This is a genomic window from Seonamhaeicola sp. ABD4_340 (assembly GCF_056312135.1).
In genome coordinates this window covers 326,541-342,131 of sequence record NZ_CM149981.1, presented here as the reverse complement: position 1 = coordinate 342,131, position 15,591 = coordinate 326,541, and the positions used below count along the sequence as shown (strand labels likewise).

The window sequence follows — 15,591 nt, the reverse complement described above, 5'->3', positions numbered from 1 at the left end:
TTATCGTCTTCTTCCTCCACTAGATGAGCTTCTACCACCACTTCTGCTACTAGATGATGATCTAGACGTTGTTGATCTTGAGCTTGAACTTCGGCTAGACGAACCGTAAGAAGAACTTCTTCCGCTTGAAGATGAATTACCATAATTTCTTGTAGGATATGAACTTCTAGATGAATTATTGTTGTAGTTTCTAGTAGGTTGTTGGTAACTAGAACTTCTTCTATTATATGGTGATGATGACCTAGTAGTAGAGTTTGATGATGGTGTTCTATTTACCGTAGTACCTCTACTTTGTGTGCTAGAATATCTATTAGTTCCACTGTATCTTCTAGCAGAATTGTAATTGTTTGTAGCACTTCTATTATTACTGCTACTAATTCTAGATGTTGTACCTCGTCTGTTATACGTTGAAGCTCTGCTAGAGGTGCTAGAAACACTGCTACGGCGAGCTGTATTATATTTTGATGTTGTACTTGTTGCACGTCTAGAAGTGTAGTTTCTACTACTTAAACCACTTCTTGAGCTTTTATTGTAGTAGCTGCCTCTGCGGCTAGAATTGTATGCGTAACCACGGTTGCTGTAATATCTATTATTACCATAATAACCGCCATAATATCTGTTCGGGTAGTTTCTCCATGAGTTGTATGCCCAACCACCGTAAAAACCACCATAAAAGCCACCTCCCCAGAAAGGATCATAGTAGCCCCAGTTATTCCAACCCCAATTCCAATCGTTCCATCCCCAATAGGTGTTCCAACCCCAATTGTTCCATCCCCATCTAGAGTAAGGTCTGTTCCAACCCCAACCAAAACCAGCATTCCAACCCCAGTTATTCCAACCGTTGTCAATATAGTTTATGGTTACATTGTTAGGGTTTTGCCCCCAACCTGCATGTCCTTGGTAATCATTGTAAATAGTGTCGTTTACCGCGTAATCATCAGTATAATAACCATCAATATCAGTAAAAATAGCGTCGTTTTGTAATGTGTTTTCGTATTCTAAAGATTTGTTTCTAAAGTAGTTTTTATAATAATTACTTCTGTTATCATCGGGCACTTCGTTAACTGCTTGTGTAGGGGTATTGGCTACTTGTACAGTAGATGTGCCGTAAATACCATCATCGTCAGCACCAACGTATTGATAAGACCCACATGATACAATACCAAACATTAAACCAATTAAGGCTAAGAATGATACATTTTGTTTTGTGTAGTTATAAAAGTGCATATCTCTAGAATTTTTATTGTTGAACATAACAAAAATAGTTAGTTTTGCTGAACTATTTTTTTATTTAACATAATCACAATATTTGTGCCAAAACATTTATATGAGTAAAAAACTTACCAGTAGAGCAGAAGATTATTCCAAATGGTATAACGAATTGGTTGTAAAAGCAGATTTAGCTGAGAATTCGGCAGTTAGAGGTTGTATGGTTATAAAACCATACGGTTACGCTATTTGGGAAAAAATGCAGGCAGAATTAGATAGAATGTTTAAAGAAACAGGGCATCAAAACGCATATTTTCCACTTTTTGTTCCTAAAAGTTTATTTGAAGCTGAAGAAAAAAATGCCGAAGGGTTTGCAAAAGAATGTGCTGTAGTTACACATTATAGATTACAAAATGACCCAGATAAACCAGGTAAGTTACGAGTAGATCCTGAAGCAAAGTTAGAAGAAGAATTAGTTGTAAGGCCAACCAGTGAAGCCATAATTTGGAATACATACAGAAATTGGATTCAATCTTACCGAGATTTACCAATTTTAGTAAACCAATGGGCAAACGTAGTACGTTGGGAAATGCGTACACGCTTATTTTTGCGTACAGCAGAGTTTTTATGGCAAGAAGGCCACACAGCACATGCAACAAAACAGGAAGCCTTAGATGAAACTAAGCAAATGAATAACGTTTACGCCAATTTTGTTGAAAATTTCATGGCTATACCAGTTATTCAGGGTGTGAAAACTGAAAGCGAACGTTTTGCTGGTGCTGATGAAACATATTGTATTGAAGCATTAATGCAAGATGGTAAAGCACTTCAAGCAGGAACATCGCACTTTTTAGGTCAAAATTTTGCCAAAGCTTTTGATGTTAAATATGCAAACAAAGAAGGTAAGCAAGATTACGTATGGGCAACTTCTTGGGGTGTTTCAACACGCTTAATGGGCGCACTAATTATGACACATAGTGATGATAATGGTTTGGTTTTACCACCAAATTTAGCACCTTATCAAGTTGTAATTGTTCCTATATATAAAAATGAAGAGCAATTTGAAGCCATTAGTAAAGTAGCAGAAGATATAATTAGTGATTTAAGAGAACGCAATATATCTGTTAAGTTTGATAAACGTGATACTTTAAGACCAGGCGCTAAATTTGCGCAGCATGAGTTACAAGGTGTACCTTTAAGAATAGCTATTGGTCCAAAAGATTTAGAAGAAGGTACAGTTGAAGTAGCGCGTAGAGATACTTTAACCAAACAAACCGTTATTTTAGACAGAATAAATGTTGTAATTGAAGATTTATTAGAAGAGATACAACAAAGTTTGTTTAATAAAGCCTTAGCATACCGAAACGAGCATATAACCAAGGTCGAAACTTTTGATGAATTTAAGGATGTTTTAGAAAACAAAGGCGGATTTATTTCTGCACATTGGGATGGGACACCTGAAACTGAAGACAAAATAAAAGAATTAACAAAAGCAACAATTAGATGTGTTCCTTTAGAAAACACTGAAGAATCAGGTAGTTGTGTATATTCGGGAGCGCCTTCAAAAGGTAGGGTTTTATTTGCAAAAGCATATTAATTTAAATTTTTTTTGAAAAAAAATTAAATAAGTGTTGCAGCATTCAAAATTAGTAGTATCTTTGCATCCGCAATCACGAATTGCTCAGTTCATAAAAACACTGAAATAACCTAAATGGCCCGTTCGTCTATCGGCTAGGACGCCAGGTTTTCATCCTGGTAAGAGGGGTTCGATTCCCCTACGGGCTACAATTTTTTACTAAAGAAAAAACAAAATGGCAAATCACAAGTCAGCATTAAAAAGAATAAGAAGTAACGAAGCTAAACGCGTGTTAAATAGATATCAACACAAAACTACACGTAATGCTATTAAAAAATTACGTGAGCTTACTGATAAGAAAGAAGCTGAGGCTTTATTTCCTCAAGTTGTTTCTATGTTAGATAAATTAGCTAAGAAAAATATTATACACAATAATAAAGCTGCTAACCTTAAATCTGGTTTAGCTAAGCATGTTGCTGCATTATAGTATTATAACAATTTTATAATAAAAGCCTTTCTGAAAAGAAAGGCTTTTTTTGTGGCCGAAATTATTTCACAAATAATAAATGCGTTCACAATAATTATTCTTTTTTAATTAGTAGAAACTAATTAATTTTTTATGCTTTCTTCTGTAATACTTTATAACCTTGTATTAATAATATTGTTAAAAGCAGAACCAAAAGTGTATGATACGCCAACAGAAAAACCTAAATTAAAATTTGTAGCTATTTGTTTTTGTTGTAATAACACATCTTCTAGTGAAGCGTCTCCCGCAGGCAGGTTTATTTGGTCTTGAATATACTGTAAGTTGCTGGTAAATCTAACCGAGAATCCTTTTATAACTCTTACAGAAACGGTATTATTGTTTTGTATTCTGTTTTTTGATAAATCTTGTAAAAAACTTGACGCAACAATTCTAGAGTATATATTTCCCCATGGTTGCCTGTAACGTACTTGAATATCGAAAGAGTGATTCCATATAGACTCTTCATTTTTATTGAATATCGTTTTTTCAATATAATTGTTGTATTTGTACCCAATTTTATAAGCAAATACTATTTCTCTTTTTAAAACTTCGCTGTAAGGAAAAATGTTATATTCAATTGCAGGAGTAAACCCCAAGGCCAAATCTATGTTTGTGTAAGTGTCATGGCTTAAATTACCAAATATACCTGTAGACCAATGGTCTGATATACTTCGTACAATACTGGCTGCACCCCAATATCTGTCTCTTGAACTAGTAAATTCTTCATCGTTTCTAATAAATTTACTATTTGCATGACTTAGTTGGGCATCAGCTCTAACACGCCATTTTTCAGTTACTTTATCACTTTCAAGTCCAACTTTATAATCAAACTTTTTTCTACTAGACTCTTTACTAAATTTACCTTGGCCGTAAACTTCAAAAATCCAATTTCTCCAAGGGTCTCTTACTATAATTTCTTTGTTTTTTGGTTGTCCTTTTATTTTGTAAACAACCCTATTTTCTAAATCAGATTCAATTACATATCTAAGTAACCCACGTCCAATGCGCCATGTTAACCGTTTTCTAACATCATCGGTAGTCATGTTTGCGTTTGAGTCAAATGTCAAAGTTTTATTAATTCCTTCAAAAGAAGATTTTCCTGTAAATTCTAGCTTATAAGTTTTGCCTCCGCTTCCGTTAGGTAAATCGTAAATAAAAAGAGCCACATTTGCTAAACTTTGATCTCTTACATGGTTTATGTGTTTAACTTCTTGCCTAATATAATTTTTATCGCAATTACATTCTACAAATAATTTTATACCCTCTTTTTCTTTTTCTTGTGCAACTAAAAATGTTGGAAGAACAAATAGAAAAGCTGAAAATTTTTTTAATGATAATAGCATTTAGTTTTTGGTAATATGAAAGTTTCAAATATAAGTTTTATTGAAACAATAAGAATGAATTGCTAACTATGATTATGGTAGTTTATTGACTTTGTACAATATTTGTATTGTTTGCATAAGCTTTGTATAAGTTTTGCATAATTGAAAAATAAAAAAGCCTTAACAAATTTTTGTTAAGGCTTTTTATATTAATTGTGTTCAGTTCTATCCATTCATAGATATTAAAAACTCTTCGTTGTTTTTAGTTTGTTTGAAACGATCGTTTGTAAATTCCATGGCTTCAACTGGGTTCATGTCTGCTAGATATTTACGTAATACCCACATGCGTTGAATGGTGTTTTCATCTAGTAATAAATCATCTCTTCTTGTGCTTGACGATGTAAGATCAATAGCAGGGAAAATACGTCTGTTAGATATTTTTCTATCTAACTGTAGTTCCATATTACCAGTACCTTTAAATTCTTCAAAAATTACTTCATCCATTTTTGAGCCTGTTTCGGTAAGTGCAGTAGCAATAATTGTTAAAGAACCGCCGTTTTCAATATTTCTGGCAGCACCAAAAAAGCGTTTTGGCCTGTGTAAAGCATTGGCATCTACACCACCACTTAAAATTTTACCAGATGCTGGTTGTACGGTATTATATGCTCTTGCTAAACGCGTAATAGAATCTAAAAGTATTACAACATCATGGCCACATTCAACCAAGCGTTTTGCTTTTTCTAAAACAATGTCGGCAATTTTTACGTGTTCATGTGCTTCTTTATCAAAGGTAGATGCAATAACCTCGCCACGTACATTACGCTGCATATCTGTAACTTCCTCTGGGCGTTCATCAATTAATAAAATCATTTGATATACCTCAGGGTGGTTGGCTGCAATGGCATTAGCCACATCTTTAAGTAACATGGTTTTACCTGTTTTAGGTTGTGATACTATCATACCACGTTGCCCTTTACCAATAGGTGCAAATAAATCCATTATTCTTGTAGAAATGGTGCTCTGTTTTTCAGCTATATTAAATTTTTCTCTAGGAAAAAGCGGTGTTAAATGCTCAAAGGACACGCGGTCTCTAACAACCTCGGGCTTTTGCCCATTAATTCTGTTTACTTTAATTAATGGAAAATATTTTTCGCCTTCTTTTGGAGGGCGTACATTTCCTAAAACAGTATCGCCTTTTTTAAGACCAAATAATCGAATTTGAGATTGAGATACATAAATATCATCTGGTGATGATAGGTAGTTATAGTCTGATGAACGTAAAAAACCATAACCATCCTGCATAATATCTAAAACACCTTCACTTTCAATAATAGCATCAAATTCAAAATCAGGTTCTCTATAACGGTTTCTATTGTCTTTATTGCCGTTATCAACATTGTTTTTTTGATTTTTATGTTGGTTTTTGTGTTGGCGATGCTTTTGTTGGTTATTGTTATTACTACCGTTATTATTGTTGTTATTGCTATTATTTTGAGGTTTACTTTGAGTTTGTTCCTCTTTTTTAGCTTGTGCTTGTGGTTTTTCTTTTTCTTCGGTAGCTTTAGGTGCAGTAGTTTCAGTTTTAGCAGTATTGCTTGCGTTTGCAGGCTTTTTTTGTACGCGCTGTCTCTGTCTTTTTGGTTTTGGTATGTTGTCTTCGGCTTTAGTTTCAGGTTTAGCCTCAGTTGTAGCCTTAGGGTTGGCTGCTTGATGATCTAGAATTTGGTAAACTAAATCTAATTTTTTTAAAGAACGGTATTTAGGTATACTTAATTCTTTCGCAATCTCCTGTAGTTCAGAGAGCTTTTTTGCTTTTAATTGTGAAATTTCAAACATTGATGTTTATAATTGAATATAAATTTTTTTTTTGAGTATAATTTTTTTTGAGTAATTCTGAGAAAAAATGATTTAATCTGGAGAATTAACCGCTTGTAACAGCGGTTGTTGTGAATTATTACTGCAATTATACAACTTTATTTTAATTTTTTGCACTAAAATTTTAAAGAAACTGTTATTTTTGCTGTCCAATTACAAGAAATAAGTATGTTACAACGTATACAAACCATATATCTTTTACTTGCAGCCGCAGTTTCTGGCGGGTTAATATTTGTATTCAACCTATGGAAAACCACTAACGGCAGCGTAGTTTATGCCCAAGATATTAACTATGTGTTTGCAGCTTTTATAACATCGGCATTTTTTTCATTGGTAACAATTTTTAGATACAAAAACAGGAAGTCTCAATTTATGTTGGGCCGCCTAAACATGATATTAAACTTTATTTTACTAGGATTTTTTGTATATCAATCACTAAATTTATCTGGAGAAACGGCGGTTTCTGAGAAAGGTATTGGGGTGCTTCTTCCTATTATTTCTATCGTATTTTTAGCTTTAGCTAATAAAGCCATTAAAAAGGACGAAGACCTTGTAAAATCAGTAGATAGATTACGATAAAAACCTAATATCTTAGTAGTATTAGTGCGTAAGCCCAAAGTGAAGACTTTGGGCTTTTTTATAATTTAAAATCTAGAAAAATAAACGTGTCAATATGGCGTTTCCCTATCGGGTCGGGCTTTACGCTTAAAGTTTTGGCTCAAAGCGCACTTCGCCAAAAGCTACCGCTGCAATCCCTAACGCAACCACCAGCCAACATAATTTCAAAAACAAAAAAAAGCCTTATTTATTAAGTTAGTTTCAATTAAAAATAAAAAAACTAGCGCTTGTTAAACTCAATAACCTCCAAATTATCAATTTTTTTACCATCAATAGTAAAACGTAACATAGTACGTGTTTTATGAAAACCATGTTTACCAACCGCCCCCGGATTCATATGAATTAAATTAAGTTTCTTATCTGGCATTACCTTTAAAATATGCGAGTGCCCACAAATAAACAACCTTGGTGGTTGCTGTTTAATGAGTTCTCTAACCCGCATATTGTAAGCGCCAGGGTAGCCACCAATATGCGTAATCCAAACATCAACATTCTCGCACATAAATCGGTTATGCTCCGGAAATTCAACCCTAACGCCAGCATCATCAATATTGCCATAAACACCTCTTAAAGGTTTTAAGGCTTTAATAGCATCGGTAACTTTTAAATTGCCAATATCACCAGCATGCCAAACCTCATCAGCTTGTTTAACATATTTAAGTACATCATCATCAATATAACTATGCGTATCAGAAAGTAATAGAATTTTGGTCATATATCAATAAACACTTGGTGTGTTTTAATATTTAATTAAGATTTCAACAGTACAAAGAATCTTAAAACTATATATCTTTGCTGTTTCAACAAATGTATTAAAACAATTTGAGGTATTTTATAGAACTATCTTATAACGGAAGCGCCTATCATGGTTGGCAAAACCAACCTACAGCAATTACGGTGCAAGAAGTTATAGAAAAAGCATTATCAACATTACTAAAGCAACCTACAGCAATTGTTGGTGCAGGCCGTACAGATACAGGTGTACACGCCTCACAAATGTTTGCACATTTTGATACAAATGTAACTTTTAGTAAAACACAATTAGCTTACAAGCTCAATGCATTTTTACCAAAAGATATTGCTATACAACGTATTTTTGAAGTAAACCCTAATGCACACGCACGTTTTGATGCTTTAAGCAGAACCTATTTGTACAGAATTACGCTAAAAAAAAACGTGTTCTCATATAATAATGCGTTGTTTATGAAGCAAGATTTAAATGTTGAAAACATGCAAAAAGCCACAGATGTTTTATTTAATTATAAAGATTTTCAATGCTTTTCTAAAACAAATACCGATGTAAAAACGTATAATTGTGATATTATGAAAGCACAATGGTTTTTTAAAGATGACGAACTTCATTTTGTAATTCAAGCTGATAGGTTTTTGCGTAATATGGTTAGGGCAGTAGTGGGCACCATGATAAATGTAGGTTTAGGTAAAATTACCATAGATGATGTGCATAAAATAATAGCATCAAAAAACCGAAGCGAAGCTGGATATTCTGTACCTGCATATGCTTTATATTTAATTAATGTAGAATACCCAAAAAGTATAACACTAAATAATGACTAAAAAGAAAGAAAGTATTTTTGATTTTGTGCTTTTTAAGCGCCTTTTTCAATATATAAAACCTTACAAAAGTATTTTTATAGGGCTGTTTGTTTTAGTAATTCTTTTAGCAGGATTAAGTGCTGCAACACCATATTTAACCAAAGATGCCATAGATAAAGGTATAGCATTAAACAAACCCAATACATTTTTAATTTATGTGGTAATAATGTTTGCGGTTTTAATTTTACAAACCATTTTTCAGTTAGGTTTTATTTATTATGCCGCATGGTTAGGGCAAAACTTAGTAAAAGATGTAAGAACAAAACTGTTTAATCACCTACTAAAATTTAAAATGAAGTATTATGATAATTCTTCGGTAGGTGTATTAATTACAAGGTCTGTTACAGATATGGAGCGTATTGCCGATATTTTTGGGCAAGGACTTTTCATGATTTTTAGAGATATTTTAACCATGCTTGTTGTATTTGGAGTTATGGTTTACACAAACTGGAAATTAAGCCTAATAGTACTATTAATGCTGCCAGTTTTGCTATACGCCACACGCGTATTTCAAAAATATATGAAAAAAGCTTTTGAAGAAGTTAGAGCCGAGGTTTCAAATCTTAATTCTTTCGTGCAAGAGCGTATAACGGGCATGAAAATATTACAACTTTTTACGCGCGAAGCTACCGAATATAAAAAGTTTAAAGAAATTAACGAACGCCATAAAAAAGGCTGGTTAAAAACTGTATGGTACAATTCATTTTTCTTTCCTATTGCAGATTTGGCGTCATCTGTTACCATTGGTTTAGTTGCGTGGTATGGTGGTTTAAATGTAGTTGAAGGCTCTGTAACTAAAGGTGTTTTAGTGGCATTTATAATGTTTATACCCATGCTTTTTAGGCCTTTACGCCAAATAGCAGATAAATTTAATACACTACAAATGGGCATGGTAGCTGCAACCCGTGTTTTTAAAGTGCTAGATACTACATCGCAAATTGATGATACCGGTAGTATTGTGGCCAACCATTTTAAAGGTAATATTAAATTTGATGATGTACATTTTAGTTATGTTGAAGATGAAGATGTTTTAAAAGGCATTTCTTTTAGTGTGAAAGAAGGAGAAACCGTTGCTATTGTTGGTGCTACAGGAGCCGGAAAATCTACTATTATAAATTTGTTAAGTAGATTTTACGAAATTAAAGGCGGTAATATTTATATAGATAACACCAATATTAAAGATGTAACTTTAGCATCGTTAAGAACTCAAATAGCGGTTGTTTTACAAGATGTGTTTTTATTTGCTGATACTATTTTGAATAACATAACCTTAAATTATCCTGAAATTACTGAAGCACAGGTGCATCAAGCAGCCAAAGATATTGGAATACACGACTTTATTTTGAGTTTACCAAATGGTTATAATTATAACGTTAAAGAGCGTGGTGTTATGTTATCTTCTGGACAAAGACAGTTAATTTCGTTTTTAAGAGCTTATGTTACAAACCCAAGTATTTTGGTGTTAGATGAAGCAACATCTTCAGTAGATTCGTATTCAGAACAACTCATTCAAAATGCAACTGAAAAAATTACAAAAGGGCGTACATCTATTGTTATTGCGCACCGTTTAGCAACAGTTAAAAAAGCCGATAAAATTATTGTAATGGATTCTGGTAATATTGTTGAGCAAGGTACGCACCACGAACTTCTTAAAAAAGAAAACGGTTACTACAAAAATCTTTACGAAGTGCAATTTCTACAAGAAGAAAATGTAGCGTAGTAATTTATTATTTGGGTATAAAATCTTGTACCGTAATTTCACCGGTAATAAATAACATAGCTAACATAAAAACTGAGCTAAAAATATAGCCCATAAAAACTATTATTAAAAACGAAGGAATACGCCATAGTAGTGATGTTTTTTTTGTGGGTGCATTTTTATAAGCTACATATAAACAAAATAAAACCATAACAGCTGTATAAATAAGTGCAGTGTCAATAAAGGCTTGCGGTGTTGTTAGCAGTAAAGTTGTAGTGTAAATAGTAGAAATAATACTAAAACTTGTAAGTGCGTAAATAGCAGTTATAATATGCTCTGGGTAGTTGTAATTTTTTTTGTTAAAAACGGCGTAACTAGCAAAAGCAATTATAGGAATATATAAGAAATAAATAAATGAGCTGTACTCCATAGTTGCGGCCATTATTTTTTCGGTGCCCATATTTTGGCCGCTAGTTTGGGCATAACTTATTTTAGAAAAGTCTATGTTTTCCCAAGCTACTTTTTTCATTAAAAACATTACAAAACCCGATGCTGTTAATGATATAGCAAGCATACTCACTGGATTTAAATATTTTTTTCTCAAACCAGTAATATAGCCACAACAAACAGCTTGTGGCTTTATTAGCATATGCCAAAGTGTGGTAAAAAATGTATTGTCTAGATTAAAATAGCGTTCAAAAAAATCAAAAACTAAACTTTTAGCAGTAATACGGCTTCGTATTACTTTAGCGCCACAATCTGGACAAAAACTATAATCGGTTCTTAAGGTGCTGTTACAGTTTTTACATTTCATAAGTTATTAAGCTAAATCTTTTTTTATGGCAGAAATAAGTTGGCTAGTATCTTCAAAAGCAATAAAATCACCATCTTTAAAATACGAAATATGCCCAGTTTCTTCACTAACAGCCAGTGCTAACGCATCGGTTTTTTCAGTAATACCAATAGCAGCTCTGTGGCGTAAACCAAAGCGTTGTGGTATGTTTTTTTCGTTATTTACGGGTAAAATTACACGGGTTGCTTTAACAATATTATTGCTTACAATTATGGCACCATCGTGTAGCGGACTGTTTTTAAAAAAAATACTTTCTATAATGGGTTGGGTAACTTTAATGTTCATTTCATCACCAGATTGTGTTAAAAAATCTAGGTTATTATTACGTTCAAAAACAATTAAAGCACCAGTTTTAGACATAGACATTTTATTACAAGCTGCAATAATAGCATTAACATCAGTAGTACTTGTGGCATCGGTTTTTAAAAATTTAAAACGCTGCAAAAACTTAAATCTGTGTCCAAAATTGGTAGATCCAACCATGAGTAAAAATTTTCTAATTTCTGGTTGAAACACAACAATTAAAGCAATTATACCAACTTCAATAAAGCCTTTTAATAGGCCGTTAAGAAGTTGCATATCTAAAAACCCCGTAAGCTTAAAAGCGCCATAAATTATAATAATACCAATAAAAATATTAATGGCTACGGTGCCTTTAACTAATTTGTAAAGGTAGTAGAGTAGGAGCGCTACCACTACAACATCAAGATAATCTATAAAACGAAGGTTTAAAATGTCTTTAAAGATGTCCAATAGAATAATGGTTTTGGTAAATTTAATAAAATAAGGTTAATTATAAATAGATTCTTTGTTAGAGATTTTAGCCTGTTTTATTTCTGTTGAAATGAGTTTTTTAAACGAAATATAATCTTGAAATATTACATTTGAATTGAAATGAAGTTTAATAATGTTTTCAGGTAAATCAAAAGGTTTTATTGTATTTGCAAGCTCATTTTTAGAAATTGTTTTTGAAACGGTATCTGATTTTATATTTATAATCTTGATAATATTTGGTGTATTAAAATTTAGAATTATTTCATTGCTTGATGCTTTTAAGTTAGAAATGGCATTGTTATAAACCACATTAGTAAACTCAACAAACCCTAAATTGTTTTTACTAATATCATGGCATGTAAAATAGTTTTTTGCCTTTTCGTTTTTGTGTCCTGCATTTGCCTTTTTGTTTTGTAAAAACTTAATATGCGGAATCACTTGTTTTAGGGTTAAACGTTTATCCACATTAACCAACCAATTGGTGGTACTAATTAGGTTTTTTCGGTTTAATTCAACACTGTCGGCTTTAGTTTCATCATAAAATAAATAGGCTGCCGATACATCTTGTATTTCTGTTATTTCAGAATGACTAATTTCTGGTAATTGCACTACTTTTTCTTTTCCGCAGGAAAAAATACAAACTACTAAAACTACTAAAAAATAATATTTCATGACTTCTAACTTCTAACTTTTAAATTTTCAACTAACTTAACACATTCCATGGCTTCTTTTACATCATGAACTCTTAAAATGTTAGCGCCTTTTTGTAAACTAATGGTGTTTAAAACAGTAGTGCCATTTAAGGCATTTTGTGGTGTGGTTTCTAATAATTTATAAATCATAGATTTTCTTGAAACTCCTACAAGTATGGGCTTTTCAAGTATATTTAATAATTCTAATGCATTTAAAAGTTCATAGTTTTGCTCTAATGTTTTTGCAAAACCAAAACCAGGATCAACAATAATATCTGCAATACCTAAATTGTGGGCAGCTTGTATGCTTTCAGAAAAATAAAAAATAAGGTCTTTAACAATATCATCATAACTGGTTAGTTGTTGCATGGTTTGTGGTGTACCGCGCATGTGCATCATTATGTACGGAACACGTGAACTAGCAACGGTTTTCAGCATTTTTTTGTCAAGTTTTCCTGCCGAAATATCGTTAATTAAAGCAGCGCCAGTTTCAATACATTGTTTAGCAACTTCGGCTCTAAATGTATCTATTGATATTAAGGTTTTTGAGAAGTGTTTTAAAATCAGTTTAACCACAGGAACAATACGGTTAAGCTCTTCTTGCTCACTAACAAAATTGGCTCCTGGGCGCGAACTATATGCACCAACATCAATAAATGTAGCACCATCAATTAACATTTTTTCAACCTGATTTAAAATGTTTGTTTCATTATTAAATTTACCACCATCAAAAAAAGAATCGGGTGTAAGGTTTAAAACGCCCATTACTTTTGGGGTAGATAAATCAATAAGTTTTCCTTTGCAGTTTATGGTCATAAAAAAGGGTTCAAAATGGGTTGTTTAGGGCTTAAAGTTTTAATAAAATCATAAATACGAACTAAGAACTTTGAACTCTGAACTATTTAAGCGAAATTTACGCAAAATACATAATTAATTTCATGCAAAACACCTCAAAACAATATACTGCTGTAATTGAAACTTGTAAAAGTTTATTTAAAAAGAAAATGGCCGATTACGGAAGCGCATGGAGAATACTGCGTTTACCATCATTAACCGATCAAATTTTTATAAAAGCACAACGTATTAGAGGTTTGCAAGAAAACAAAGAACAAAAGGTAGACGAAGGGCAAGAAAGTGAATTTATTGGCATAATTAATTACTGTGTTATGGCTTTAATTCAAATTGAAAAAGGTGTGGCAGATCAGCCAGATTTAAACACCGAAGAAGCCGTTAAGTTATACGAAAAACACATAGCCATTACCAAAGAATTAATGGAAAATAAAAATCATGATTATGGTGAAGCATGGCGCGATATGCGTGTTAGTAGCCTAACCGATTTAATTTTGCAAAAACTACTACGCGTTAAACAAATTGAAAATAATGCGGGCAAAACATTGGTTAGCGAAGGTATTGATGCCAATTATCAAGACATGATAAACTATTCGGTATTTGCCCTAATTCACTTAAGTGAATAAAATTCAAAATAAATTAAAACTACATGAAAGCAATAGTAAGTATATCAAGAATATTTGTAGGCGTACTTTTTATAATATCAGGATTTATAAAACTTAATGATCCGCTTGGGTTTTCATATAAACTCCAAGAATATTTTAGCGCCGATGTTTTAAATATACCATTTTTAGAACCTTACGCATTACTAATATCTGTTTTTGTTGTGGTTTTTGAAGTAGTTTTGGGCGTATTTCTTTTAATAGGATATAAACCAAAATTTACCGTTTGGAGTTTACTTTTAATGATACTTTTCTTCACATTTTTAACCTTCTATTCGGCATATTTTGATAAAGTAAAAGACTGCGGCTGCTTTGGTGATGCCCTTAAACTAACACCATGGGAAAGCTTTACAAAAGATGTTGTATTGCTGGTGCTTATTATAATACTTTTTGTTGGCGTAAAACATATAAATACCGTATTTAGTAAACTACAAACAACCATTTTAGCATTGTTAAGTTTTATAGTAAGCTTATGGTTTGGTTACCATGTTTTAATGCATTTACCAGCTATAGATTTTAGAGGTTACGCTATTGGTAAAAATATAGCTGAAGGCATGAGTATACCAGATGATGCACCAAAACCAGTTACTGAATATGCTTGGAAATTTAATGTTAATGGCCAAGAAAAAATTATTAAAACATTAGGCGATTATCCTACAGTTGAAGGTGATTTTGTTAGCGTTGAAACAACAGAAATTGAAAAAGGTTATGAACCACCAATTTATGATTTTTCAATTGAAAGTGAAAATGACGATTTAACCGAATATTTTTTAACACAAGATAATGTAGTAGTTATTGTGTCATACAACCTTGACAAAATTGAATTGGAAGGTGCCAAAAAATTAAAAACATTTACTGAAAGCGCTAAAAAACAAGGTTATCAAGTTATTGGTTTAACAGCATCGGGTGAAGATGTTAAGCAACGTATAAATGAAGCTTTTGGTTTAGATGTTACTTGGTATTTATGTGATGAAAAAGCGCTTAAAACTGTAGTACGTTCAAACCCTGGTATTTTAGAGTTAGACCAAGGTACTGTTAAACAAAAAGTACACTGGAATGATTTGGAAGGTTTTGAATTACCTAAGGTGAAACAAGTTGAGCATATTGATAAGGATTTAGATAATGTTGCAATTTTTATTGATGGAAAATTATCGACAAAGGAAGAGTTCAAAGCCTTAAGTAAAGAAGAGGTAGAAGGTGTATCTCTATACAAGGATATGGAGCCAGTTGAGGAATTTAACAAAAAAAATAATACATCTTATTACAATATTATACAAGTGGAATTAAAAAATAAGGATTCTGTAGTTTCAAATAAATAGTAA

15 protein-coding genes and 1 tRNA gene are annotated in these 15,591 nt (G+C 32.3%); 8 read left to right on the top strand and 8 right to left on the bottom strand.

Annotation, left to right across the window (positions count from 1 at the left end; translation table 11 throughout):
- Positions 1-1,254, bottom strand: coding sequence for a hypothetical protein (locus tag ACYX4H_RS01485; protein ID WP_476237448.1), 1,254 nt, complete (start codon positions 1,252-1,254; stop codon positions 1-3).
- A gap of 73 nt (positions 1,255-1,327) precedes the next feature.
- Between ACYX4H_RS01485 and proS the strand changes: the two genes are divergently transcribed.
- The 3 genes from proS to rpsT all read left to right on the top strand — a co-directional run bounded on the left by proS (position 1,328) and on the right by rpsT (position 3,272).
- Positions 1,328-2,806 (top strand): proline--tRNA ligase, encoded by a 1,479-nt coding sequence (proS, locus tag ACYX4H_RS01480; RefSeq protein ID WP_476237447.1) that lies wholly within the window; start codon positions 1,328-1,330, stop codon positions 2,804-2,806.
- Positions 2,807-2,922: 116 nt separating this feature from the next.
- Positions 2,923-2,994: transfer RNA gene (locus tag ACYX4H_RS01475), tRNA-Glu, on the top strand.
- A 26-nt stretch (positions 2,995-3,020) separates the two neighbouring features.
- Positions 3,021-3,272 (top strand): 30S ribosomal protein S20, encoded by a 252-nt coding sequence (gene rpsT / locus ACYX4H_RS01470; protein WP_475295409.1) that lies wholly within the window; start codon positions 3,021-3,023, stop codon positions 3,270-3,272.
- 152 nt (positions 3,273-3,424) lie between these two features.
- Here the strand turns inward: rpsT and ACYX4H_RS01465 are convergent, their stop codons facing one another.
- Both ACYX4H_RS01465 and rho read right to left on the bottom strand, forming a co-directional pair.
- Complete coding sequence (locus ACYX4H_RS01465; RefSeq protein ID WP_476237446.1) at positions 3,425-4,654, bottom strand: DUF481 domain-containing protein; 1,230 nt, start codon at positions 4,652-4,654, stop codon at positions 3,425-3,427.
- Between the two features lie 204 nt (positions 4,655-4,858).
- Positions 4,859-6,469 (bottom strand): transcription termination factor Rho, encoded by a 1,611-nt coding sequence (gene rho / locus ACYX4H_RS01460; RefSeq protein WP_476237445.1) that lies wholly within the window; start codon positions 6,467-6,469, stop codon positions 4,859-4,861.
- Positions 6,470-6,676: 207 nt separating this feature from the next.
- Between rho and ACYX4H_RS01455 the strand changes: the two genes are divergently transcribed.
- Positions 6,677-7,087 carry a DUF4293 domain-containing protein gene (locus ACYX4H_RS01455; protein ID WP_476237444.1) on the top strand — a complete coding sequence of 137 codons (411 nt, stop codon included), beginning with the start codon at positions 6,677-6,679 and terminating at the stop codon, positions 7,085-7,087.
- 259 nt (positions 7,088-7,346) lie between these two features.
- On the opposite strand, the gene ACYX4H_RS01450 is transcribed toward ACYX4H_RS01455, so the two are convergent.
- Positions 7,347-7,841: a metallophosphoesterase family protein gene (locus ACYX4H_RS01450; protein ID WP_476237443.1), complete on the bottom strand. Its 495-nt coding sequence runs from the start codon at positions 7,839-7,841 to the stop codon at positions 7,347-7,349.
- Between the two features lie 107 nt (positions 7,842-7,948).
- Here ACYX4H_RS01450 and truA point away from each other — a divergent pair, with 107 nt between their 5' ends.
- Positions 7,949-8,701 carry a tRNA pseudouridine(38-40) synthase TruA gene (gene truA / locus ACYX4H_RS01445; protein WP_476237442.1) on the top strand — a complete coding sequence of 251 codons (753 nt, stop codon included), beginning with the start codon at positions 7,949-7,951 and terminating at the stop codon, positions 8,699-8,701.
- Positions 8,694-10,460, top strand: a complete 1,767-nt coding sequence (locus tag ACYX4H_RS01440; RefSeq protein WP_476237441.1) for an ABC transporter ATP-binding protein — start codon at positions 8,694-8,696, stop codon at positions 10,458-10,460. The genes truA and ACYX4H_RS01440 overlap by 8 nt, the downstream gene beginning before the upstream one ends.
- Positions 10,461-10,467: 7 nt before the next feature.
- Here the strand turns inward: ACYX4H_RS01440 and ACYX4H_RS01435 are convergent, their stop codons facing one another.
- The 4 genes from ACYX4H_RS01435 to folP are packed head-to-tail and all read right to left on the bottom strand — an operon-like array spanning position 10,468 to position 13,574.
- Positions 10,468-11,253, bottom strand: a complete 786-nt coding sequence (locus tag ACYX4H_RS01435) for a DUF3667 domain-containing protein (RefSeq protein WP_476237440.1) — start codon at positions 11,251-11,253, stop codon at positions 10,468-10,470.
- 6 nt (positions 11,254-11,259) lie between these two features.
- Positions 11,260-12,045: a diadenylate cyclase gene (locus ACYX4H_RS01430; protein ID WP_475295401.1), complete on the bottom strand. Its 786-nt coding sequence runs from the start codon at positions 12,043-12,045 to the stop codon at positions 11,260-11,262.
- A 36-nt stretch (positions 12,046-12,081) separates the two neighbouring features.
- On the bottom strand, positions 12,082-12,738 hold the full coding sequence (locus ACYX4H_RS01425; RefSeq protein WP_476237439.1) for a hypothetical protein: 657 nt from the start codon (positions 12,736-12,738) through the stop codon (positions 12,082-12,084).
- A gap of 5 nt (positions 12,739-12,743) precedes the next feature.
- Positions 12,744-13,574 carry a dihydropteroate synthase gene (gene folP / locus ACYX4H_RS01420; protein WP_476237438.1) on the bottom strand — a complete coding sequence of 277 codons (831 nt, stop codon included), beginning with the start codon at positions 13,572-13,574 and terminating at the stop codon, positions 12,744-12,746.
- A gap of 122 nt (positions 13,575-13,696) precedes the next feature.
- Between folP and ACYX4H_RS01415 the strand changes: the two genes are divergently transcribed.
- Complete coding sequence (locus ACYX4H_RS01415) at positions 13,697-14,233, top strand: DUF1599 domain-containing protein (protein ID WP_476237437.1); 537 nt, start codon at positions 13,697-13,699, stop codon at positions 14,231-14,233.
- A 23-nt stretch (positions 14,234-14,256) separates the two neighbouring features.
- Positions 14,257-15,588, top strand: coding sequence for a BT_3928 family protein (locus tag ACYX4H_RS01410; RefSeq protein WP_476237436.1), 1,332 nt, complete (start codon positions 14,257-14,259; stop codon positions 15,586-15,588).
- Positions 15,589-15,591 lie beyond the last annotated feature (3 nt).

Coding starts and splice junctions, on each gene's coding strand:
- rpsT (WP_475295409.1), top strand. CDS start 3,021: ATGGCAAATCACAAGTCAGCATTAAAAAGAATAAGAAGTAACGAAGCT.
- ACYX4H_RS01455 (WP_476237444.1), top strand. CDS start 6,677: ATGTTACAACGTATACAAACCATATATCTTTTACTTGCAGCCGCAGTT.
- rho (WP_476237445.1), bottom strand. CDS start 6,469: ATGTTTGAAATTTCACAATTAAAAGCAAAAAAGCTCTCTGAACTACAG.
- ACYX4H_RS01450 (WP_476237443.1), bottom strand. CDS start 7,841: ATGACCAAAATTCTATTACTTTCTGATACGCATAGTTATATTGATGAT.
- ACYX4H_RS01465 (WP_476237446.1), bottom strand. CDS start 4,654: ATGCTATTATCATTAAAAAAATTTTCAGCTTTTCTATTTGTTCTTCCA.
- proS (WP_476237447.1), top strand. CDS start 1,328: ATGAGTAAAAAACTTACCAGTAGAGCAGAAGATTATTCCAAATGGTAT.
- ACYX4H_RS01415 (WP_476237437.1), top strand. CDS start 13,697: ATGCAAAACACCTCAAAACAATATACTGCTGTAATTGAAACTTGTAAA.
- ACYX4H_RS01425 (WP_476237439.1), bottom strand. CDS start 12,738: ATGAAATATTATTTTTTAGTAGTTTTAGTAGTTTGTATTTTTTCCTGC.
- ACYX4H_RS01435 (WP_476237440.1), bottom strand. CDS start 11,253: ATGAAATGTAAAAACTGTAACAGCACCTTAAGAACCGATTATAGTTTT.
- folP (WP_476237438.1), bottom strand. CDS start 13,574: ATGACCATAAACTGCAAAGGAAAACTTATTGATTTATCTACCCCAAAA.
- ACYX4H_RS01410 (WP_476237436.1), top strand. CDS start 14,257: ATGAAAGCAATAGTAAGTATATCAAGAATATTTGTAGGCGTACTTTTT.
- ACYX4H_RS01440 (WP_476237441.1), top strand. CDS start 8,694: ATGACTAAAAAGAAAGAAAGTATTTTTGATTTTGTGCTTTTTAAGCGC.
- ACYX4H_RS01485 (WP_476237448.1), bottom strand. CDS start 1,254: ATGTTCAACAATAAAAATTCTAGAGATATGCACTTTTATAACTACACA.